The 22,748-nt window shown below is 35.3% G+C and carries 22 protein-coding genes; 14 read left to right on the top strand and 8 right to left on the bottom strand.

What is annotated here, in order from left to right:
- Nucleotides 1-65: 65 nt before the first annotated feature.
- The gene (locus tag MT489_RS06585) at nucleotides 66-1,019 is read left to right on the top strand and encodes a Gfo/Idh/MocA family protein (RefSeq protein WP_244680743.1); all 954 of its coding nucleotides are present in this window, start codon (nucleotides 66-68) and stop codon (nucleotides 1,017-1,019) included.
- A gap of 189 nt (nucleotides 1,020-1,208) precedes the next feature.
- Here the strand turns inward: MT489_RS06585 and MT489_RS06580 are convergent, their stop codons facing one another.
- From MT489_RS06580 to MT489_RS06570, 3 genes are all read right to left on the bottom strand, one after another.
- On the bottom strand, nucleotides 1,209-2,513 hold the full coding sequence (locus MT489_RS06580) for an alpha/beta hydrolase family protein (protein WP_244680742.1): 1,305 nt from the start codon (nucleotides 2,511-2,513) through the stop codon (nucleotides 1,209-1,211).
- Nucleotides 2,514-2,680: 167 nt separating this feature from the next.
- Nucleotides 2,681-3,088: a DUF3021 family protein gene (locus MT489_RS06575; RefSeq protein WP_244680741.1), complete on the bottom strand. Its 408-nt coding sequence runs from the start codon at nucleotides 3,086-3,088 to the stop codon at nucleotides 2,681-2,683.
- 43 nt (nucleotides 3,089-3,131) lie between these two features.
- A complete protein-coding gene (locus MT489_RS06570) occupies nucleotides 3,132-3,569 on the bottom strand; it encodes a LytTR family DNA-binding domain-containing protein (RefSeq protein WP_244680740.1) in 438 nt (145 codons plus the stop codon).
- A gap of 459 nt (nucleotides 3,570-4,028) precedes the next feature.
- On the opposite strand from MT489_RS06570, the gene MT489_RS06565 reads away from it, so the two are divergent.
- The 3 genes from MT489_RS06565 to MT489_RS06555 all read left to right on the top strand — a co-directional run bounded on the left by MT489_RS06565 (nucleotide 4,029) and on the right by MT489_RS06555 (nucleotide 6,812).
- Nucleotides 4,029-4,391, top strand: a complete 363-nt coding sequence (locus tag MT489_RS06565) for a BlaI/MecI/CopY family transcriptional regulator (protein ID WP_244680739.1) — start codon at nucleotides 4,029-4,031, stop codon at nucleotides 4,389-4,391.
- A 2-nt stretch (nucleotides 4,392-4,393) separates the two neighbouring features.
- Complete coding sequence (locus MT489_RS06560) at nucleotides 4,394-5,965, top strand: M56 family metallopeptidase (RefSeq protein WP_244680738.1); 1,572 nt, start codon at nucleotides 4,394-4,396, stop codon at nucleotides 5,963-5,965.
- 349 nt (nucleotides 5,966-6,314) lie between these two features.
- Complete coding sequence (locus MT489_RS06555; RefSeq protein ID WP_244680737.1) at nucleotides 6,315-6,812, top strand: LURP-one-related/scramblase family protein; 498 nt, start codon at nucleotides 6,315-6,317, stop codon at nucleotides 6,810-6,812.
- A 166-nt stretch (nucleotides 6,813-6,978) separates the two neighbouring features.
- On the opposite strand, the gene bcaP is transcribed toward MT489_RS06555, so the two are convergent.
- Both bcaP and MT489_RS06545 read right to left on the bottom strand, forming a co-directional pair.
- Nucleotides 6,979-8,370 (bottom strand): branched-chain amino acid transporter BcaP, encoded by a 1,392-nt coding sequence (bcaP, locus tag MT489_RS06550; RefSeq protein ID WP_244680736.1) that lies wholly within the window; start codon nucleotides 8,368-8,370, stop codon nucleotides 6,979-6,981.
- Between the two features lie 298 nt (nucleotides 8,371-8,668).
- Nucleotides 8,669-10,273 carry a glycoside hydrolase gene (locus MT489_RS06545; protein ID WP_244680735.1) on the bottom strand — a complete coding sequence of 535 codons (1,605 nt, stop codon included), beginning with the start codon at nucleotides 10,271-10,273 and terminating at the stop codon, nucleotides 8,669-8,671.
- Nucleotides 10,274-10,756: 483 nt separating this feature from the next.
- Between MT489_RS06545 and MT489_RS06540 the strand changes: the two genes are divergently transcribed.
- The 3 genes from MT489_RS06540 (at nucleotide 10,757) to MT489_RS06530 (ending at nucleotide 13,085) form a co-directional block, all read left to right on the top strand.
- Nucleotides 10,757-11,614, top strand: a complete 858-nt coding sequence (locus tag MT489_RS06540; RefSeq protein ID WP_244680734.1) for a hypothetical protein — start codon at nucleotides 10,757-10,759, stop codon at nucleotides 11,612-11,614.
- A 183-nt stretch (nucleotides 11,615-11,797) separates the two neighbouring features.
- Nucleotides 11,798-12,349 carry an RNA polymerase sigma factor gene (locus tag MT489_RS06535; protein WP_244680733.1) on the top strand — a complete coding sequence of 184 codons (552 nt, stop codon included), beginning with the start codon at nucleotides 11,798-11,800 and terminating at the stop codon, nucleotides 12,347-12,349.
- Nucleotides 12,342-13,085, top strand: a complete 744-nt coding sequence (locus tag MT489_RS06530; protein WP_244680732.1) for a hypothetical protein — start codon at nucleotides 12,342-12,344, stop codon at nucleotides 13,083-13,085. The genes MT489_RS06535 and MT489_RS06530 overlap by 8 nt, the downstream gene beginning before the upstream one ends.
- Nucleotides 13,086-13,190: 105 nt before the next feature.
- Here the strand turns inward: MT489_RS06530 and MT489_RS06525 are convergent, their stop codons facing one another.
- Nucleotides 13,191-15,104: a PhoX family protein gene (locus MT489_RS06525; RefSeq protein ID WP_244680731.1), complete on the bottom strand. Its 1,914-nt coding sequence runs from the start codon at nucleotides 15,102-15,104 to the stop codon at nucleotides 13,191-13,193.
- Between the two features lie 358 nt (nucleotides 15,105-15,462).
- On the opposite strand from MT489_RS06525, the gene MT489_RS06520 reads away from it, so the two are divergent.
- Nucleotides 15,463-15,858 carry a hypothetical protein gene (locus tag MT489_RS06520; protein ID WP_244680730.1) on the top strand — a complete coding sequence of 132 codons (396 nt, stop codon included), beginning with the start codon at nucleotides 15,463-15,465 and terminating at the stop codon, nucleotides 15,856-15,858.
- A gap of 292 nt (nucleotides 15,859-16,150) precedes the next feature.
- The gene (locus MT489_RS06515; protein ID WP_244680729.1) at nucleotides 16,151-17,038 is read left to right on the top strand and encodes a cell wall hydrolase; all 888 of its coding nucleotides are present in this window, start codon (nucleotides 16,151-16,153) and stop codon (nucleotides 17,036-17,038) included.
- Between the two features lie 156 nt (nucleotides 17,039-17,194).
- On the opposite strand, the gene MT489_RS06510 is transcribed toward MT489_RS06515, so the two are convergent.
- On the bottom strand, nucleotides 17,195-17,536 hold the full coding sequence (locus MT489_RS06510; protein ID WP_244680728.1) for a YqzG/YhdC family protein: 342 nt from the start codon (nucleotides 17,534-17,536) through the stop codon (nucleotides 17,195-17,197).
- A 214-nt stretch (nucleotides 17,537-17,750) separates the two neighbouring features.
- Here MT489_RS06510 and MT489_RS06505 point away from each other — a divergent pair, with 214 nt between their 5' ends.
- From MT489_RS06505 to MT489_RS06495, 3 genes are all read left to right on the top strand, one after another.
- Entirely contained in the window at nucleotides 17,751-18,308 is a 558-nt protein-coding gene (locus tag MT489_RS06505) for a hypothetical protein (RefSeq protein ID WP_244680727.1), read from the top strand.
- Between the two features lie 383 nt (nucleotides 18,309-18,691).
- Entirely contained in the window at nucleotides 18,692-18,901 is a 210-nt protein-coding gene (locus MT489_RS06500; protein ID WP_244680726.1) for a nucleotidyltransferase domain-containing protein, read from the top strand.
- Nucleotides 18,888-19,415, top strand: coding sequence for a hypothetical protein (locus MT489_RS06495; protein WP_244680725.1), 528 nt, complete (start codon nucleotides 18,888-18,890; stop codon nucleotides 19,413-19,415). Before MT489_RS06500 ends, MT489_RS06495 begins: the two co-directional genes overlap by 14 nt.
- A gap of 240 nt (nucleotides 19,416-19,655) precedes the next feature.
- Here MT489_RS06495 and MT489_RS06490 read toward each other — a convergent pair whose 3' ends face one another.
- Complete coding sequence (locus MT489_RS06490; protein ID WP_244680724.1) at nucleotides 19,656-19,814, bottom strand: hypothetical protein; 159 nt, start codon at nucleotides 19,812-19,814, stop codon at nucleotides 19,656-19,658.
- 327 nt (nucleotides 19,815-20,141) lie between these two features.
- On the opposite strand from MT489_RS06490, the gene MT489_RS06485 reads away from it, so the two are divergent.
- Together MT489_RS06485 and MT489_RS06475 are read left to right on the top strand one after the other, a co-directional pair.
- Complete coding sequence (locus MT489_RS06485) at nucleotides 20,142-21,323, top strand: DUF4317 domain-containing protein (RefSeq protein WP_244680723.1); 1,182 nt, start codon at nucleotides 20,142-20,144, stop codon at nucleotides 21,321-21,323.
- 642 nt (nucleotides 21,324-21,965) lie between these two features.
- On the top strand, nucleotides 21,966-22,748 hold the full coding sequence (locus MT489_RS06475; RefSeq protein WP_244680722.1) for an NHL repeat-containing protein: 783 nt from the start codon (nucleotides 21,966-21,968) through the stop codon (nucleotides 22,746-22,748).

The raw sequence follows: 22,748 nt of genomic DNA, 5'->3' as shown, positions 1-22,748 counted from the left end.
TTAAGTCTCTAATAAAAAGCCCTAAATACGGGGCTAATTTTTTTGAAGCAAGGAGTTTATGAATCATGAGCAAAAAGAAAGTAGCGATTATTGGAATAGGTGCTTTGGGTGAGGGAATGGTAAAGGTGTTTTTTGAGCACCCATTGGTAGAATTAGTTGCCGTTTGTGATACGAACAAAGAAAAGGTAGAACAATGTGCGGCTCTTTATAATGTTGAAGGCTTCACGAATCATATTAAGTTACTAGAAAAAGTAAATATAGATATGGTTTATGTGGCCGTCCCGCCAAAATGGCATCATGATATTGCTGTTGATGTCATGAGAGCGGGCAAGCATATAATATGTGAAAAGCCATTGGCAAACTCATTGGCTGAAGCTGAAAATATGTTGCGAATCGCAAAGGAACAAAACGTGGTCCATGCAATGAACTTTCCTCTAAATTACTTACATAACACTCGTAAGTTTGAAGAGTTGTGGTTGGAGGGGTATATTGGCAAGTTACGTAAAGTGGAACTAACCATGCAATTTCCTAAATGGCCGAGACATTGGCAACAAAATAGCTGGATCGACACAAGAGAACAAGGCGGTTTTGTTTTTGAAGTAGCAGGACATTTTGTGCAACTGATCCAACGTTTCTTTGGACAAATTAGCGATGTAGAGAGTGAACTAGAATTTCCTAGCGATTCCAATCTCCCTGAAGTAGGAATCATAGCGAAAATGAGACTAGCAAATGGTGTTCCAATTTCCTTTAATGGGATTAGTGGAATAGCTGGATTGGAAGAACAACATCTTTCATTAACGGCATATGGAACAGAAGGTACGTTATCTCTCATAGATTTGAAGAAAATAAAGGCTGGGAAAATTGGGGAGGAGTTTCTAGAGATTGAAGTTGAGAACAACCATTTTTGGAATGAATTAATCAATCAGTTTGTTGATGCTATTGATGGTAAAACAAGTGAATTGTATGATTTTCAAGTTGGGTACGATGTTCAGGTAGTGCTCGAAGAACTTCGGAAATAATGATTAAGGAGCCTCGGGCTTTCTAGCTTAAATCTAAAAAGCTAGCTTCATTTTCAATCAGGTAATTTAATAGGTGAAGTCCTATTAGCGTAGAGCTAATCAGGGCTTCACCTATTAATGTTAAATAACGTCTAAACACAGTGCATTCTATGGCAGGAACTTTGTTTAGTACCTATATGTTTTATATAATTAATACGTTTCTTGGGGAGTAAAGTGGCCAACTCCCTTTAATTTATCGTCAAAGAATGAAAGAATTAATTCATTTTCATTTTCAATACAATAATATGGATCGATGCTCGCTTTTCCGCCTTGCAAAACATTCGCAAGAATAGGAGAGAACAGCGGCAAATCAGTCAAACTTAAATGTTTTGCTCCTTTAAAATGAACGGTGTTGGTTTCTTTGAACTGCTTATTATCGAGTTTGTTAGCTATATAAGTAGAGTTGCTATTCAGCTGCTCCCAAACATCGTCAGAATAAATGTTAAGAAGCGGAGTCGTATAGGCTTCATCGCTAGCCACAAAATCATCAATATCTTTTTTATAAACGAACTCACTAAAGAACGGAGCATCAATATTTACAATTGCGCTGATATCGTTTCGCTCTCTGCCTAGCCAAACACTTGCTGCGCCGCCCATAGAGTGCCCGAACACACCAATTTTATCTGTATTAATATGTTGATAAATGGGGTTATTGTCACTTTTAACTTTTTCAAGTATCGTATCAATAACAAAATTCATATCGTCTGTTCGCAGCTTCATCCATTTTTGAATGAGTTCATAGGTTTCTTTCTTCGTGTAAAAACCATCTTTATTGGCATTGGTGACTTCACGGTTATAATCTTCATTGATTAAAACAGGTGTTCCATCTTCTGAAGAGGTATAAAAGGAATGATAGGGATGATCGATTGAAACAACGACATAACCGTGGCTTGCCAGTTCCGTATAAGTCGAGGTATTGCTTGCCTTGACACCGTACGCTCCATGTGAGAATACCAAAAGTGGGTAGGTGCCATCTGCATGTTTTGGATACCAAAATTCTACATTAACAAATCTGTTTTTCCCCTTGTCGGTAAATTCCTCGATTCGGTTTTGGTCAATATATGTGTAAGTAGCGGTTGCAACTTCATATTCACCAGTTACTTTTGGTGATGAATGCTGCGGAAAAACAATTGCAGGTGTCAGAGCAAATATGAATGCCAAAATGATAAGAATGAATTTCCATACAATTTTAGAAGTATTATATACTCGGTAATTTGCTTTGTTGCATATTAGTGAAATTGTTGATTTTATTGCTAAAATGAAAAGTAGTATTGCAATCATGACCCAGCGGAAACTCCATACAATTACGGGTGAAAGCGTGAGTATAACAAACGCTATAAATATAGCAATCCTACTCCAGTTTTTTAATTTTTTATGGTTTTGCTTAGTAACGATACAGTAAATTGCAAAAGCAATTTCCAAAATCAAAACGATACATAATAACAAAGTTGCCATCTTAGATACTCCTTCTTTTCGAATGAATTCTTATGAACACATCATAAAAAAACGCTGAAAAGATGTATATAGAAAAACGGTAAGTTGTATCTACGAGCAAATAAGATGCAAAAAAAGCCGTAAATTATAAAGTTACGGCTTAATAATATGTCAGGCAACTGATTTTTTTATTGCTCAAAAACATCTTTCTTAAATGCTTTCAGTTTTTCATTGATTTTTTCGGCTTCTTTTTTATCTTTTTGCCAAGATAGGAGACGAACAAGTATATAGATGACTGCAATTTGCAATGCCATGATGATTACATCAGATGCGCTATCCACAATGCCAAATATGCTTCCAAGCGAAATTAATAGGATCTCCAATGTGAAAAAATGAATGGCCATTCTTACACGCATTTTCTTCTCACTTATATCATAAGGAGAATACAAAATAAATTCAGTTAATGCACTTATTAATGAAAATGCCATGATGATATAAATCGAGTTCAAATCAAAGGTCATATCGGGATAATACATTTGCCGCAAAAATGTAATAACGATTATGATTAATGCGAAGATGATCAAGAAGTCTTTCATTATCTTTTGTACATATTCGGAAAGCTTAATCTTTATCCCTCCTTTACAATCCAAGCATATTTTTAAGTACAGGTACATACTGCCTTGATATAACAGCACGTTCCCCGTTATCAAGCACCGCTTCGAATCGGCCGCTTATTGAAGGATAAATAGATGAGATTTTAGCTATGTTTAAAATAGTTGATTTGGATGCACGAAAACAGTTCTTTTCCTTGCATAATGCCTCTAACTCATAAAGCTTTTGTTTTACCTCATAAACGCTGTCTTTGCAATAACTAAAAACCTTTCCGTCCACTGCTTCGAAATAATAAATATCACTAAGCTTGATACGGTGCACTCGATCATTTTGATATCCGAGTATCGTGAGAATATCTGTTTTCAGCTTGTTTACGACTTCGTATATTTCCTCATCTACCTCATGACACCTAATAAGGATTTCCTCTTCCAGTTCTTTGTTAATTTCTTCAATTGAAATTTTCATACCATCACCCAGAAATAAAAATGAATTCAAATCGACTACGGGCATTTTTTCGTTATTTTGAAATGGTTCAGTTTTAAAGGATAAAGGTCATAACTTCACCTTATCCCATCATTAAATCCTTTTTCATTTTATCAGTATATGGTGGAAATTTGTACTAGCTATAATCCATCATTTCATTAAATCAATAACATAATAATGAATTAATTGAACTCTTACAATCAATAGCATAGGTAGAAGAAGGCAAACATAAAGTAGGGGGCCTTTATTGAACGAAACTAGGAAACGGCTGGCTATTGGGTCAGCCGCATCATAAGTAGGCTAAAAGGGAAGCGATACAAGAAAAAACAATTAGGAATTTTTGTGATAATTTAAAATCTTAGTAATTTACTATTGACATTTGGTCTATAATATATAGACTGAAAATATAGGTCGATATCCTATAGACCGAGGGGTGGTAAAATGAAAGGATACAAACTTACAGAAACCGAAATAAAGTTTACCGAATTAATCTGGCAAAACGAACCGATTGGTTCTGGTGATCTTGTAAAACTATGTGAAAAAGAAATGAATTGGAAAAAGTCTACAACCTATACTGTGCTAAAAAAATTGTGTCAAAAAGGGTTTTTTCAAAATGAAAATTCAGTAGTTTCATCTTTGATTACAAAGGATGAATATTACGCAAATCAAAGCGTGCGTTTCGTTGAAGATACCTATGGGGGCTCATTGCCAAAATTTTTAACAGCGTTTATGGGAGGGAAAAAATTAAGCACCCGCCAAGCGGAGGAGCTGAAAAAGCTGATTGATGAGCACAAGGAGGGATAACCATGAACGAACTGTTTTTATCTGTTTTAAATATGAGTCTTACAGCAAGCTACGTCATTCTTGTGGTGATGTTAATCAGACTACTACTTAAAAAAGCCCCGAAAGTCATCTCTTATATGTTATGGGGCGTGGTAGCTTTCCGGCTTATTGTTCCATTCACATTTGAGAGTGTATTTAGTCTGTTGCCAAGGAATGGGGGTAGGAATCCAATCCCTCAAGATAGTATACATCAGCAAAGTCCGCAGAGTAATAGCGGGATAGAAGAGGTCGATTCATTTGTAAGCGGTACACTACCAGCACCGACTGTTGGGGATAGTGTAAATCATTTGCAGAATTATTTACAGACTGGGTCATATATTTGGGCTTTAGGTATAATGGCATTGCTTATTTATAGTCTAGTATCTGTATTACTCTTAAAGAGACAGCTTAAAAATGCACAATTAATAGAGAAGAATATCTACGAAGCTACGAATTTGAAAACGCCGTTTGTGCTTGGCTTGATACGACCAAGAATTTATTTGCCTGTTGGACTTCATGCTGAAGAGCGCAGTTTCATCCTGCTGCACGAACAGACTCATATTAAACGATATGATCATATCATTAAGTTAGTAGCCTTCTTGGTATTGTCCGTTCACTGGTTTAATCCTCTTGTATGGGTAGCATTCATGTTAATGAGTAGGGATATGGAATTTTCCTGTGATGAACGCGTGCTGAAAAGTCTGAACTATGATACTTATACAAAAAAGTCTTACGCGTCATCATTATTATCACTTGCTACGGATAGACAGATTTTGAATGGAAGTCCGCTTGCTTTTGGTGAGGGAAATGTAAAAGGGAGGATTAAAAACGTTTTGAATTATAAAAAACCAAGATTCTGGGTACTTGTTTTCTCAATTGTCATGATGATAGCAGTTGGGGTTGGATTGATAGCAAACCCTAAAATTAAGTCGATAAATGAATTAGAAAAAATTACTGTCTCAAATAATATATCATCAGGTGAAGAAATTGATTTTGAACTACCAGAGAAATCAGCAGCAGAAATATTAGGAGACCTGGCAAATCAACGATTTATAATTAAAGGAAATCAAGTTAGTGATGATGATCAAGAAACCGTTCTAGCATTTGGAAAAGCATTTGTGAATTTATATACAGGAGCTATTGCAGAACAAAAAGCTGTATCATTTAAATATTACATATCTAACGAGAACCTTCTTACATTTACTAATAGAATGTTAAAGTTAGAACAAGAAAAGGAATTAATGGGAGGCATCGGTGTAATTTTCGGTTTGGAAAATGAATTCGGAGAAGCAGAGTTCAAGAAGCTTGATGAAAATCTTTACTACGTAAGTTTACCTTTTTCGAATCAAGGGTCTGGAATGAACTTCAAGATGTTAGTTCAAGCAGAAAACAAGGCATTAAAAATGATTGATTTATACTTTGGAAACAAAGATGGTGTAGATACAATTGTTACGGGTCATCCCGCTGATAGAAAACTTCATGATCCAAAACTATGGGATAACCAAGCATGGGTTGATGTTGTTTTTGAAAAACTTGAAAATATGAATCTGAACTGAACTCTTGAGAATGTAGAAATAGCAGTCTGACTTATCTTATTAAACCATCTCTCAATGAATTGCAAATGCCATTCTACTTTTAGTGTCAAATTCCCGAATATTTTAAGGCGAAGTCCTCCTGCAAAAACGTAAGACTTCGCCTTTTGAGTGTTAAAGTGGGATATTGTTTCATAAGAGAAAAATTCCTTTTTTGGGGATGGTTGGCCCTCAATATATGCATCGCCCCATAATTCGGCAATTATGAATAGGCAAATCCAATCTAATATCTATTAGTTTAAAATAATATGATTTAAATAAAACAGAACAATAGTATACTTTTAATAATACGCTTTATTGAAGGGGGATTAGGATGAAAGAGCTATATATTAAGCAAAAAGTATTCAGTCTAAGTGGTAAATTTACAGTAAAGGATCTGCAGGAAAATGATGTTTATTATGTAGAAGGAAGCTTCTTGAAAATCCCTAAGACGTTCTCCATTATGAATACAAATGGAGATGAAGTTGCGCTCATTTCGAAAAAGATGTTCAGTTTTTTACCGAAGTTTTTTGTTGAAGTAGATGGGCAAGAAATACTAACCATAAAGAAAGAGATTTCCTTCATAAAAGCACGCTACACGATTGATGCTGCAGGGATCGAAGTATATGGCAACTGGTGGGATATGGATTTTGAAGTGTTACAGTATGGAGAGGTCGTCGGTAGTGTGAACAAAGAGTGGTTCACTTGGGGTGATAGCTACAAGGTCAATGTATTGAATGAAGAGATGGAGACCATCATCATTGCGCTTGTTGTCGCAATTGATTGTGTAAAAGCTGACCATTCCTCCGCATCCTCAGCAGCTACGATGTAAGTGTAGTTGCGTGAAGCGTACTATGGTAAATATGGAAGTAGCTATCGCCTTCTTTTAAATAGGTAGAATATACGGTCTCTCTTCAGAGTGTTCCATCCTTTTTAAAAAAGTGAGCTTACATTGTCTCTGTATGACATCGTAAGCTCACTCCTTGCATTTCTAAATCTTATTCTTGATTCATTACGCTATGGTTTTTACCATAAGCAAAATAGAAGATTAATCCAAATACAAACCAAACACCGCATGCAATCCATGTATAAACAGAGAGTTGAGTAATTAAAAATAAACATAATAAGAATGAACAAATCGGTAAGATTGGAAAGAATGGTACTTTAAAACCATTGGATGGTATGCTCTTATTTTTTCTTAAGAAAATAACTCCGATCGAAACAATTGTAAATGCAATTAATGTTCCTATGTTTACTAGTTCTGCTAGTTTAGATAACGGAACGAAGCCGGCACAAAAAGCTACAAGCGTTGCAAATACCCACGTATTTTTTACAGGTGTTTTATATTTTTTACTAAGCTCGTACATACTTTTCGGCAGCAATCCATCACGGCCAAACGCGTAAAGAAGTCTAGTTCCTCCATATGACATGACAAGTATAACTGTCATCATCCCAACAACAGCGCCAAGTGAAATAACGCCAGCCACCCAATCTTGATGAACGATTTGCATAACAAAGCTAACTGGATCACTTACATTTAGCTTTGTATATGAAACCATCCCAGTCAAAACAAGCGAAACAGCCACATAAAGTATTGTACAAATAAATAATGATCCTATAATTCCAATTGGCATATTACGTTGTGGGTTCTTTACCTCTTCAGCAGCTGACGAAACAGCATCGAATCCAAGATAAGCAAAGAAAACAAGGGCTGCCCCGCTCATAACGCCATTCATTCCGAACGGCGTAAATGGTTGCCAATTAGCAGGCTCAACATAAAAAATACCTACTCCAATAAATAAGAGAATAACACCTACTTTAATAAATACCATGATCGTATTAAACTTCGTAGACTCTTTTATTCCGAGCGTTAATAAAAAGGCAGTGGCAAATATAATGGCTATAGCCGGTATATTTACATATGTTCCATCTGCTGGATTAAATGAACCGGAGATAGCCTTTGGAATAATAATATTAAAACCTTCTAACAAAGCACTTAAATAAGCAGACCAACCAGTTGCAACCGCGGCAACGGCTAAGCCATATTCTAACAGCAATGCCCATCCAACTAACCAAGCGACTAATTCTCCAAATACAATGTATCCATACGTATATGCACTACCCGTTACTGGTACGGATGAAGAAAATTCTGAATAACACATAGCTGCCAATGCACAGACAATAGCTGCTATAATAAAGGAAAAAATGATACCTGGTCCAGCGTGCTCCGCTGCTACTGTCCCAGGAAGAATAAATATACCTGTTCCGACAATGGCACCTACCCCAAGCAACATTAAATCAAAGGCTCCTAACGATTGCTGTAGCTGGATATCTCCCTTTTTTATCAATAACTCCTCGAGATTTTTTCTCCTGAATAATACATTTTTCATACTGAACCCTCATTTATTGAAAATATGTAAAAATTCTATAGGTTTATTTCATAAAGGTCAACAGACTTTGTCGAATTACCAATATTTTTGTCGAATTAAGCTTAAGTATTTTATATAGAATGGTACATATCTATCTTTATATGAAAGAGACATTTTTCGAAAGCTAATAAGTATTTAATATTAGACGAGACTGAATTTAGCTGCATCACGGAGAACCTTAGATAAGCTACGAAGTCAAAATAATTAAAGAAGAATGCCAATCCTTCAAATTTCAGATTGGCATTCTTCTAATTGATCATTATTTACCTACTAACGTAACCACGGATCTCGGCGGAACATTAAACACTTTATGTGCAGGGAATTGATTTTTTTGCTCCAAATTATCATTAGCAGATGTGATGTATGGTTTAAATTGTTTCACTTTTCCAGGAAGCCCATCAACATTAAGCTGCACTGGTTTTGTTTCGTCACTATAATTAACAAGGACAATCGAAAGTTGGTTATCTTCTTCTTTATAATAAGCAGAACCCATTAAACCATCTTTATCGTTTGCACCTTGTAAATCTACCCTATACGCCCCAGGTCTCACAAAGCGACTGTAATTGCCTAAAGCCCACAGCAATTTAGATTCAATAATCGTTTCTTCATCACCTTGCTCAAGATAATTCGTGTAAATCAAACCATCCTTGTAATCATAAGGTGACATGGCAAGCCACCATTGCCATGCGGAAGCTTGTGTTTCGACCATATCGTAATGAATGAGTCTCGCTACATCCAGGGCTGTTTTCATTGATAGATCGCGCCCGTGACCATGACCGCCCAAAATACAGTATTCAGACATCCAGATTTTTGCATTCGGATCATATCGCTCAATATTTTCCCGCACCTTTTGTCTTAAAGGAATGAGGCGATCCTCACCGGAAAAATAGTCAGACCAATACGCATGAGCACTGATTTTATTTCCAACCATATTTTTTATTTCGGGGTCTCCTAAAAACTCTTTAATGTATTCACGGTATTTACCCGGATACGCACCACTAGCATTTCCACTACTATATCTGCTATTATTCCTTCCTGTAAAAGCAGAATAAATATCATCATCAAGTAACGATGTATATTCAACTGCTTCCGGAACGTCAATTTCAGTCTCAATACCGCGGTCTTGCAGTTCTTGGTATAGAGCCCTAACCACTTTTTTCATATCGTCTATATTGTAGCGGTTTCCTTCTTGTCCCGCTTTGTTCCAATCCCACGTCGGCTCATTAATCGGACTAATATAACCAAATGGCATTTGCTCTTGCTCGAAATGTTCTAAAACATCAGCTAAAAAGACGGCAAAGTCATCGATATATTCATCTTTTAGATTCGTGCTGCCGACTGAAGGGTCAGGCTGTGCATGTCCATTCTTAGTCATCCAGACAGGCGGACTATTCACAAACGCAATGAAATCCTCAACACCACGCTCTTTTGCTGCTTGGAGAAACCATTGCTGCCCAGCTTGTTTAGACCAATTATAAGACTCATTTTCTCCTGATTTAAAACTTTCTGCTCTTCTAAAGCGATCTCGGATAATGTCTTTATCTGTTTCTTCACTCCCGGCGCCAATATTAAAACGCCACATGGATAAGCCAATTCCCTTATCTTGTGAGAACAACAAATCAGCCACTTTGTTCTTATTTTTTTCTGACCACTCAGCCCCAATCGGGTCCATCGCCCAAGCACCAGAAGCCCCAAATCCATCAATTTCTTGATGCTTTCTTTCCACATTAATATGAATTCCTTGAGCAGGATTTTTGCTAGGAGCTGCTAAATTGTTTTCCTTTGCATTACCAACCGTAGACCCAAACAGTGAAAAACTTAATAATAATGCCAATGTGAATGTTCCTTTCTTACTCTTAGTCATTTTTTTCTCCTTTCACAATGTTTTTTATCAAATAAGGGAGACAAAAATAATTGCAAAGTTTCTATGAATCACCTTCTTAGGAAAAAGTTTAAACTCTTAAGTTGTTAATGAATAAACTGTAGAAAAACATGAAGTACAGAACGAAGTAGACTTAGACATAGAAGCTGGATAAATTGAGGTCTTGAGATGTGTTTGAAAGGGAAACTACTCTATCAAATGGATGCCTTAAATTAGTAGGATGCATCCTTAAATGGAATAATACTATAAAATGGAAATATTTTTCAATCGGTAATAGTGCCTATATTACTTGAAATAAATGAAATTTTCCTTCATGGGATTTCCAGTTTTCCATTACAATAATAAAAAGAACTATTAATGGGAACAGGATAACCAACAGCAAACTCTGCTTCAGAATTCTCATCTTTTAATTGATTTAAAGAGATCTTGTTTACACTGGAATGTGAGCAAAGGAGAGGAAGAAAGATGGGCAAATTAAAATATTTGGGAGTGGCAGTGCTAATTGTATTGCTGATGGGTGCAGCAGTATGGTTAGTAACATTTATGAAATCTGAAGAATTTGTTTACAAGGATAATGGTATGCTTCATTGGATTGAAATGACTAGTAGAAACGGAAAGATAAAAGGTACGTATCATCAGAAAGAAATCATAGATGAAATCGGTGAGGTCCCTTTTATTGAAGAAAAAAAATACTCTTTCACTGGGAAAACTACTGAAAATGGTTTTGAATTAGTGTTAAAGAGTGGTGGAGAAAATAGGCAATTTGACGCCTCGTATTCTGAAGGTGACCTTTTTTTCCGAGAACATGGCAAGAGTGACGCAAAATTATTTCAATCCATTAGAAAAAAAGAATTGGATGACTATGAAAAAGAATTACAAGAAGAGTTGCAAGTAGCTATTGATGAATCCGAAGAAAAGTTTAAAAGCTTCATAAGAACGTTTTTTTCTGAACTAAAAAGTATCTATGGGTATTTATACACCGCAGAAAACGGAGAGTACCAACTGTTCGTGAAAATCGATGAGGCTCTGCTTGAAGGTGAATTGTCAGGATCGCTTCTTATGATGCAGCAAACAGGTGAAAAAAATAACCCGTACGAAGAAATCAGATATGAATTGAACGGTATAACAGACGGGCATATGCTGCAATTTTACACTACAGTAGATGGAAAAAGTACTAAGATGAAAGGGAATTTTCATGGGGATGCAAGTAGTTTCGATTTATCTTTTTGGGAAGCCAATCAAAAACTAACATTTAACGCTGTAACTAAAGAACAGTTTAAAAAGAATTATGACGAATTCAAGGCGAAGGTACAGGGGGAATAAGCAATAATAGACATCCATATTCGTCAGTTGGTTTTTACCAATTGGTTTTGAAACATTATTTTGAAATAATTAGGTCTTATGCATCAAACGAACAATCCGGTTCAAAGTGAAATATTCATTTTGAACCGGATTTTTTGTGTTTAAATAGAAATATATGGAACCTTTTGCAAATGTTGAAGTCTAATGGTCAGAAGGGGGGAGATCGGACTGGAAACGGATGTGCTTTTAGCTCAAAAAGGAGATAAAGAAGCGTTCACTCGTTTGATTGAAGAATGCGAACTTACCTTGTACCGTGTTTCAAAAGGCATCTTAAAAGATGATGCAGATTGTGCAGATGCTATACAGGAAACAATTCTCAAATGTTATCACTCTATTACTCAACTAAAACAACCTAAATATTTTAAAACATGGCTTACTCGGATCTTAATCAATGAATGTAATGATATGTTAAAAAAGCGGAAAAAACTAGTTTTGTTAGAATCCGTTGACGCCTTTGGAAGTAGTGAAAAAAATCCAGAAGAATTTACCGAACTAAAGGAAGCGTTATTGAAGCTTGACGATAAACACCGTATAGTACTTATCCTTTTCTACTATGAAGAATTTTCGATTAAAGAAATGGCACAAATACTAAAAGTAAGGGAAGGAACAGTCAAATCAAGACTGAATCGTGCTCGTCATAGACTTTTATCTATAATCAATCTATCTAAGAATGAAAGGGGTGTGGAAAATGAATAGTAATAAAATTGATTATGATTTGAAGAATCATTTTCAAAAGGAACAAATTGAAATACATCCATTAGTAAAACAAAGAATGCTCAATACACTTGAAAACTTACCAGAAAGACAAAAAGCGAAACTACATTTTTCTTTTTCCACATTTAAATATGTTGCAGGCAGTATCGTCTGTTTGTTGCTAGCATTTGTAACGATTTTTCACTTTATTTCTAATCAGAATCAATCGGGTAATAATTATGTAATTCCAGACGATATGACAACTGTTCAAAATTCAACAGAGACATTTACTACTGTTATGCCTAAGTCATGGGAAACAATTAATCTTGGGTATGATCCAAAGCTTGTAATCGATATGGTACCACATGATAATAGTGCATCGATTACGGTTTCAGAGGGGGTTTTTTATATAACGACTGGCGGAGGAGAAGAGAATACAAGGAACATTTTGATGGAGAATTTTGAAGCAAGTGACTCTTATCAGGATTTTGTTGATAAAATGGTTGATTATCATAATCAATCTGGGTCATCTATTGAAGAAATTGATAAAGTTGAAGATATCCCTATATTTATGAGAAAAATAGATGACCAAATTACGTTAATGGCCTATCCCGTCGTCGATAAAAAACCTTTCGCTATTCTAATACAAAGCTTCGAAGTTAATACTGTGGAGAAGCTGATAGAGGAAGGGTATTATCATTATTTTAAACAGGCAATACAGCTAACTCATCCTAATTAATTTCTTCTTTCACGAGAGTATAAATAAGGGATAAAGAAACTAAATTAAAACAACAAAATGACGTGCGTGAATTCACACGTCATTTTGTTGTTTAGCGCAATAAACTTATTTTTTTGATGGATGCGATGTACTTTTGATTGTGGGAAGGCCAGTAATATAACCTACATCCCCTGATTTATTCACACCGATTTCCCTGTCAATAGTTTCAATTAACTTGGCTTTGTCTACAGCTTTAATGTTTTTTCCTTCCAATTCATCTCCAGGATGCTGATAATTGCTCATAATATAAGAGAATCCGTTGCGGTCATCAGCTGCCATAAGTCCTGTTGCTTCTGCTCCTGCTGGTACCGAAAGAATGCGGGAAAGCTTTTTCGTCTCTGGATTATAGGCCCAAATATAGTTGTTCGTATGCATGCCGCTGTCTTCGCCAATAAAGAGTGTTTTCATTGCATCTGAATAAGATAGGTTGTCAGGGTTTGCTACTTTCTCAGGATGAGCAGTATTTCCATATTGGTCAGCGCTTGCCATATCTTCGCCAACGACTATTCCCTTCATAGAGGCCGCTACATATCTACTGTTAATCTTATTGCCATTCCGATCTGTTTGGTTTGCTTGCAAATCTAGTTCATAGGTGACACCAGATTTAATTTTTGATAGGCGAATGTCATCTTGTGGATCAGCAGGATTTACTTCCATTCCTTTGCTTTGATCAGAAATGGCCATATAAGCCTTTTTATCAGCAGTATTCAGTGCAAGACCTTCCATTTTATTAAACTCACTTGTTGCTCCAAGTGTTGCTGCATAGCGGCGAGTTTCTAAGAAGGCTGCAGCTTTTTCCATGCCTGGCTTTACTTTCAAGTATTCAATTTTTTGTTGATTAGCGTATGTTTTTATTGCTGTAAATCCAACTTTTGGTTCTGTTGAAGTTTCGAATATGTCGCTGAATGTAATGCCACTTTCAATATATTTTTCTATTTCCTTGTCTGTCGCATGACCTAGCTCGATCCAAGAAAGGTCTCCAGAACCACCATTTTCTGTCCCGGTTTGATGGAATTTAGCGGCATATAAGGTTCCGCTTGATAGATCCTTAGCTTTATCAGCTATATACATAAACATCATCGTATAGGAGCCGTCATCCCCGAAATAGGCCGTTTTGCTGTCAGGCATCATCTTCATTAACTCTTTCGAGAAGCGCCCTGTGCTGTAATGTTTCACAGCTTTTGCTTTGCCATTTGGATGAACGATTACTTCAGGAACGAAACCATACCAATATGGATTTGCCATCTTGGCACCTTTTTCCCCAAAGTAATAATTTGCGAATGATTTTACGTTAGTAGAATCCTTGTCTGTTCCTTGTTCCTGCTCAAAGATACGCGCATCTGGTTCGTATTCTTCAGATCCAAGGTGAGTGTTCCATGGAGAAAGTGAGCCATTACATGGAATCCAAAGACCTTTAGTTTCCGAGAAATCAATTTTTTCAACTCCAGCGACGGTAAGTTTACCAGTTTTTTTGTCTTGCTGTAACGTTGATAAAGTCATTGATGCAGGGACTCTTCCATAAGCGCTTGAACCAGAGTTGTCCACGGTTTGATACTCATAATGAGAAACTAAATGAAGCTTGCCGCTATTACCATTTAGAGGTTCTAACAAGCTATTAGAATCGGGAGCATCTGAAATAAATGGAACTGGATCGTTCGGAACACTATGGTCCATAATCGGGTTGCCATTTGCATCAATTGGTGTACCAGCAGGAATCTGTTTTCCACTTGTACCAAAAGTATCTGTTGATTTAAAAAGCTTTTCGTAACGGAGTGGAAATGTTTTCGTTGTGCCATCACTGTACTTTACATCAATTGTCGCATTTGAATAGGCTTTGGACATTTCCTCGATTGTTTTCGGTGCATCCATACCATTAAATGAGACTGCTTGTACCTCAGCTTGTTTCGGGGCAGCTTGTATTGCAGCTGCTGATGGAAAAATCAGAGCAGCGGTGAGTGTTAAAGCAAGATGTTTTTTCATTAATCTCAACCTCCATTAACAATGATTTGTACAATAAAATCATAAACGGAGAATATGAAGGTCTTGTATATTTCATATTAAGAGAATGTAAGAATATCCTACAATTTTGTAAATTGGCGTTATCCTGGGTACTTAATACTACTTCTAAATTCCTTTGTTGTAAGAGGAGAATTAGTATCTTTGGAGAAATAGTTTTATAGACTATTTTGGAAGGACAAAACTATTAAGGGTACAAGAGAGATTTTAAAATTGGGCTAAATCTTCTTACTTCGCAGGGAGTTGAACATAGAAGGAAGTCTTTAAATATATCTCATTACAATTTTATAAATTTAGGTATAGTGAAGGAGGAGGTTTATAAATGAAGTTTGTCAGTAATAAGGGAATTTTAATTGGATCTATGTGTGTTATTGCCCTAATCATAAGCTGTTTTTTCTTCTTTGGAAATTCCTTTTTAAAAGAAACCAGAAGTATAAGCATGGCAGGAATGTTTATTGAGACAAAACACCATCATATTGAACCAGGAAAATATTTAGAATTGTGGGTTATTGGCTATAACTCTTATGATGAGAACGAAGGGCGTTTTAAAGTATATATTGAAGATGCAATGGTCTATAACCTTATTGAAGAAGGAAAAGTATACATGGTTTCTGCATCATCAATTAGAAAAGATGAAGAATTTGGTCATGTTTATCGACTAGAGCAAATTTCCAACCAAGAAGAGTACCAGTTGGTGGGTAAGGGGCGTATTAAATAATAATAGGTTAAAGTACATGACTTAAGAGAATACTAGATTATACAGCTAGAATATGTTGTATTTTTGTTATATAAAAATGGGTTTGAAAAAAATGGAATTAACTCAATTTTGTAACTAAATTCGCAAATAATAGATGATATATGACGCTAACAAAAGAATACTGTCATAATTGGTCCTTACCTGTAATGTTACTCACCAAACTATAATGAATGTAACTTAATCGTTCAGTTAGTGAGAACTATTCTATGCTAGAGTAATAGTTATTATTATGAATTTTCAGGAGGTAGCATCTTTGAAAAACACTTACATAAAAACATTATTCTTAGCATGCATAGCTACATTTACATTAATAGGTTTACAGAGTACAACGGCCGAGGCTCATACAGAATATCATGTAGTAAAAGGAGATAGCCTCTGGGGACTTGGAAAAAAATACGGTGTATCAATTGATGATATAAAGCAAGAAAATAATCGTCACGACGATTGGATTTATATAGGGGAAACTTTGAAAATCCCTGACATAAAGAATGTATTAGTAGCAAAATCATCATCTGGATTTATAGATTTACATAATAGTACGGCTGAAGTTTTTACCAAACATAGAGTTGTAAAAGGAGATAGCCTCTCGGAACTTGGCCAAAAATATAGTGTAACAATTGATGATATAAAGCAAGAAAATAATCTTGATGACGATCGGATTTACATAGGAGAAGTATTGCGAATTCCTAATAAAACGAAAGTATTAGCAACACAATTATCGAAACCCAAAGTAGAAACCCTTGAAAATAAACTAGCAAAACCCGTAGTTTCTATTTCACAAAAGGAGAAAGACTTGTTTGCTCGCTTAGTAGAAGCTGAAGCAAAAGGGGAATCATATAAAGGAAAAGTAGCAGTTGCGACAGTTGTTTTAAATCGTGTTGATTCTCCCTTATTCCCCGATACAATTACTGGTGTTATTAAACAAGTAGTAGGCAATAGCTATGCATTTTCACCTGTAAAAAATGGTGAAATTAATAAACCGGCTTCAGAGGATGCGAAACGAGCAGTAGAAGAGGCACTTTTGAGAAATGATCGTTTAAATGATTCAATTTACTTTTATAACCCAGATATTGCATCAGATGAGTGGATTCGTACTCGTGATATAGTGAAGAAAATTGGTAATCATGTATTCGCAAAATAGTATTAATTAAATAGGAAGATAAAACAAAAATCCTTTTTCTATTCTGTAAATAGAAATACCTTTTTCAACGGGGTAGGTAGTGAAATACGCACAGATAGTATTTATACGTCACTACAGCGAGCGGGGCAGTTTATTTGAAACCGAATCATTATTCGATTATTTGGGTGATTCCCTAAAAGTAATATTAATAATCTGCTCCGTTCTGTTATTAAATTCAATATTTACATATACACCGAATTCTTTTCCATCTTCTTTTAACCAGAATTTAAAATGCTCTGTAGAGGTGGGAGTTCCACTTAATTTTCCGATATGGAGGTAATCCATAATCCTTGCATTTGGATATCTTTCTTTTGTTTTCTTCATTGCCAATACACCCCATTTTGCATATGAAGGAATTGGCTTTTGTTGAGCAGATACTGTATGGATAAAATTTAGTGGAGATAGAACGTTAGAACCAAAAATAAATGTTGTAAATAAACCAATTAGTAGCTTTTTCATGTCTATACCTTCTTTGTTTTTAGCTATTATTATTTGCGAATCGATAATAACTATGTAACTTAAATCAAGTTGTAACGGTATGTGCTTACTTGATCAGAATTGCTTTTTCTTTTTTTGAAAAACCTTTTAGTTCAAAAAGAATTTTACGAGTTTTTTACAATGAAAATCAAAAAATACTAAGGATATATCAAGAAATAGAAGGTAGTGATAATCCTTGGTTAAAAAGAGCCTGATGATTATTTTTATAGTTATTTGTTTAAATCCATCATTAATAGTATTTGGAGAGACAAATGAAAATTCAGTGTACGCTGTTAAAGTGGTGAAAGCGATTACTTCATCTCAAAAACGGGATACTCCAATAAGGAATGCTCGGATAGTTGTAATAAATTCTGCAGGTAAGATTATATCAACAAAATTAACAAACTCTCAGGGGGAGGCAAAAATACCCGTAATAGTGCCTAAAGACAGTAGATTTCCTATGAAAAATATGGGGGAAGTCACAGTAATGGCTATAGCCAATGGATATAACGAATATATTGATTTTAGTGTTCCAATCAATGAATTGGACGACAATACTGGAAGAGTTTCATTTTCTCTTTGGGAGATAGACCCTAACAGAAGAAATGAACCACAATTTATCAACGGAAGTTTTCACCGCTTCACTGTTTTTGCAATGCTTGATTATTATGCGAACGAATTAGGGTTAAAAAAACAAATTATTAAAGACAATGCTATTTCCCCAGCTCCTTGTGAACCTGAAATGGGTCTTTAATCAATTCAACTGGAAAGAGTTTTAATCACCGCCTATTTCATATGCACTGCCATATGATCTCCATTTTCAAAGTAAGTACCTATGTCCTCAACGATATCGGACAAGATAAGATTAGAGCTACTCAAGTATCAATAACAAGCCTATCTTATTATCTTCGATTTTCCTTTTTTGTGTTTTGTCACTCCTTGTTTTGCTTCCTATCATTACCATACACTTTTCCCTTACATAAAGGATAGCCACTTTTCTATATTGTGTTCGGATAAAGAAACAGTAATAAGAATAGTTAATTGCTGTAACTTAGAAGGATTTTATTGTGATGAAAAAACTGAAATATATTGGAGCTTGTTTAAGTAGATATATCTATAAAAGGCAGGTGTACTGAAGTGATTACCAAAATCAAAAAGCTATTAGACGGGACATTTAATCAGCCAAATTTGTTAGGTATTCTTTTAATGGGCTCGGTTTCTGCAAACGTCCATGATCATCTATCAGACGTAGATTTACTTGTAATCTTTGAGCATTCCAAGCCCAAATTCTTCCCGCCTGAGGCAGCTTGGAAATGGGATGTTTCATACATGAGTGAAAGAACTTAAAAACCTCAGGAATCAACCGGATTGGCGAGCGAATGCCTTTTTAACAGCTCAAATCATTCTAGATAATACTACATGGCTACCATCAATCATTAATGAAATTTGTACACTGTCTGACCAGGAATATAGAGACAAAGCATCAGAATGGCTGGATGGTTACTTAAACTCTTTTTATCGATCTATGAAAGCGGTAAGGAGAAATAATGAACTAGGAGCTTTGCTTCAGGCATCATCTTCCATTGTGTACTTTATCAATTGTATTTTCAGTTTAAATAGACTCATTCCCCCTTATTTAGATAGAATTGAAATCCTACTCAATCGTTTAGAACACGTTCCAATGGAAAAGGAAGTCTTAAGTGAACTACTTGTTTCCGTTTCAAAATCAGCCAATCCTGACAATCAGATTCAATTATTTAACGCAACCGAAAAATTATTAAGGTCATTTGGTTTCGATAGTGTGTATGAGGCATGGGATGACAAGCTTGAAAATGAAGTGAACTATTGGAGAAAAAGGTAACCTAACATTGGAACTGTTTGGTAAATAAAAAACTCTACATTAAGAATACAAATAAATAAAAACAGTTCCTAGAATTATGGCTAATGAGTGATCTTTGTAGAAATCTTATTAAAACTAGTGAGGGATGATAATAGAAATACATATGGTTATACAAATATACTATCCCCAGTTAGATTAGCTATCGAAACGAAAACCCTAGGCCAAATCAAGGGTTTTCGTTTCGTTGATGAATAAGGGTTTTTAATCGCGCATTGATCCTGCTTCTCGGGAAGTCATTGATCCTTGTCCTTCGCTAACATCTTTTTGAATTTCTTGTTTTACTTTTTGTGCATCAGTTCCTGCAAATTTTGGTTTCATAAAAGAAGCCGAATTCTTTTTAGCATGTTGATCTTGTTGCATACAAATCCCTCCTCAATTTATTATTTACTCTCGTATTATTTACAAATAGCGCTCAATAAATCCGGATTTGAGGCGAATACACTTAAAGTAATTTTCGCTATACAAATGGATGCTACTGCAGCCTATTATCTTCCTCCACAAATGACTGCTAGTTGGAAATTAAAAAACTATCAAATTAAAAAGCTGATTCGCTATCAATCTTGTTATAATAAGAGGGTGTCCATAAATGACAAATTGGATTCCTTTTTTTATTTTTTCCTGAAACTGGTATAAGATCTCAGCCACCTTTTTCCAGTAGACCAAACAGCTAAGGAGTTGCGCATTTCTATGAACAAGAAAGATATAGCGAACATTCGTAAACAATTCAAATTAGATAATGATTTATTAAAAATTACTGATATTTTTAATGTGTATATACGAAAGGAAAGCAGCGACATTTACCATCAAGAGAGCAATCCTTTTTCGATGTTGGATCGGGAACAGCAGGAGTTATTCATCAAAAATTTTAAAAAAGTGCTAACTGGTGCTTTAGATGTGAAGTTATTTGAAGTAAAGTTTCAAGAGCAGGCGGAAGATCACACTCAGGTTATTCTGTATGAAGGTTTGCAAGCGGAAAATGCAGACGAATGGAATGATCAGATGCTTCTAATTGTTGAGAAGATGTTTAAGGACGTTCAGTATGAAAAAGATATGGTCGTTACTTTCATACGTGGGGAATATTTTAAGCCAACGAAAAGGACTAGTGAGGATGGAGAAGTGAGTGATAGGGATGAGGTTTACACACATCCTTTTATTCTCTGCAGCATTAACCAGACGGAACAGCCGAAAAAATCGTTGGTGTTTGATTATATTGAAAAAGAATTTAAGTCCAGTGTTGTAGTCGATTCCGTTATTAATCTAACATCTCCGGTAGCGGGATTTTTGTTTCCAAGTTTCACTGACAACTCAGCAGATGTTAACCGCGTTCTGTACTCTTCAGGAAAAGCCAATCTGCCGGATTATCATTTTATCGAGAATGTCTTGAATGGTGATGAAATCATGACGGCTGCTGAAGATAAAGCAGTTTTTGAAGAAATTGTAAAAAAAGTGGTTGGAGACCAGGTTGATACTCACACGCTTTCCAATGTATATGATGAAATCAATCGAATGATGGATAAGGATGATGAAGAAGAGGAGGAGGAAGATGCTCCGAAATTAGATTACAAAGATGTTGAACGTGTACTGAAAATGAGTGGAGTGGAAGACGTCAGTACGGATAAAGTTGAAATGGCTTTTAAAACAGTCATCGATGACGAGAAATATGAGCTTAAAGCTAGCAGTATTCTGCCGAAATATAATTCAAAATCAATCAAAATTAGTACGAAAGTAGCCAATATTTCGATTAGCCCTAAAGACTTGAGATATGTCAAGCAGGTCCTTTTTAACGGGAAACGTTGTTTATTGATTGAGGTGGATGAAGATACTGAGATTGAAGGGTTTAAGTTAATCGAGGAAACAGTCTTAAGTTAGTCGTAAACTAAACCATTAAAATGTAACTTTGATTAACTTTGTGTGTTTGGAATCATAAAGGATACAGTGGTCCCTTCATTGGGCTTACTTATAATAGACAAGCCATGTCCGTATAATTGAGTTAGACGTCTGTTTGTATTAGAGAGTCCTATTCCACTAGTTCCTTTTATGAATGAGTTTAACAGTTGACTAACTTTTTCTTGCTACTTAAATTAGCGTGAAATTATCCTGACAACGAGCAATCCGAATATGCAGCGTTCCCCCTTTAATTTGGCTGAGCAGTCCATGTCTAACTGCATTTTCAATCATTTAATGTGAAGTGGTGCTATGTACAAAGGGACATCGATTCCCTATTCATGGTAAAAGTCTCATATAGATACATTAGAGTGAACTGTTTTTTTTATGGGAAATTTTATAAATTAATCTTCAATATTGATATAATAAAAGTATACCGTAAAAAAAGGATAAATATATTGAATGAATTTGAGTTGGAAATTGAAGGAAAGAATTGATTAGAAATAAGAATTAAGTAATCTCTGGAAAACTATTTGCTTAGAGAATTTAGATACTTAAAAGCTGCAATATTATGATGTTGAAGAGTACTAACAAAATACATATCTAGAAATAGGGGGAGGGATAGTTATGAAAAAAATTATAAGTGCATTTTTCATTTTTTTAATATTTTTCATCAGCTTTAATCTAATTAAAAGTTCCCCTGTTTATGCTAATGGTGTCCTAACTCAGATTGAATTTAATCCCTACGACTCAGTAGTTGATTCGGAAAAACAAGTTGTATACATGACGAAATTGGGGAGTAATACAATTTATTCAGTAGATTACAAGAGTGGAAATATAATTTCACTAGACTTGCCATATCCAGCTGAGAAAATGGAATTATATGATGGGGGCCTATATGTTACTCAGCATAAAACGGCTCATGATCGATACGATTTTGGCCCATACGAGGCAGCGATAGCAAAAGTTGATACCGAGAGTTTTACACTAACTGATTTATTTGATATAAACGCCGACCCATATGATATTGCGATTGATAAAGAAGGATACTTATATGTCACACCTGGTTCTGGTCAATATGAAATTATGAAAGTATTCTCTTTAAAAGAAAAAAAGGAAGTTTCTAACGGCAACCATCCATTTCTTACCATGTGGCAAAATAGTACAATCCAGTATAATCCTGAAACTTCAACTATTTATACAATGAATAGAGAAATAAGTAACCAAGTAACTGTATTTAAGGTGAATAACGGAATTATAGAAAATTATTTTCGTTCGCACTATCATGAAAAATATTCATTACATGGGAATGTTACAAAGATTAGCCCTGATGGTCATTATATATACAATAGTACATATGGCCATGTTTTTTACTTGCCTGATACTTTGATTACAGATAATCAATTATGA

The organism is Lederbergia wuyishanensis, from assembly GCF_022900255.1.
GTDB classification, from domain to species: Bacteria; Bacillota; Bacilli; order Bacillales; family Bacillaceae_C; genus Lederbergia; species Lederbergia wuyishanensis.
Note: the sequence above shows the minus strand (reverse complement) of the source record. Positions and strands in the feature narration are given on the sequence as shown.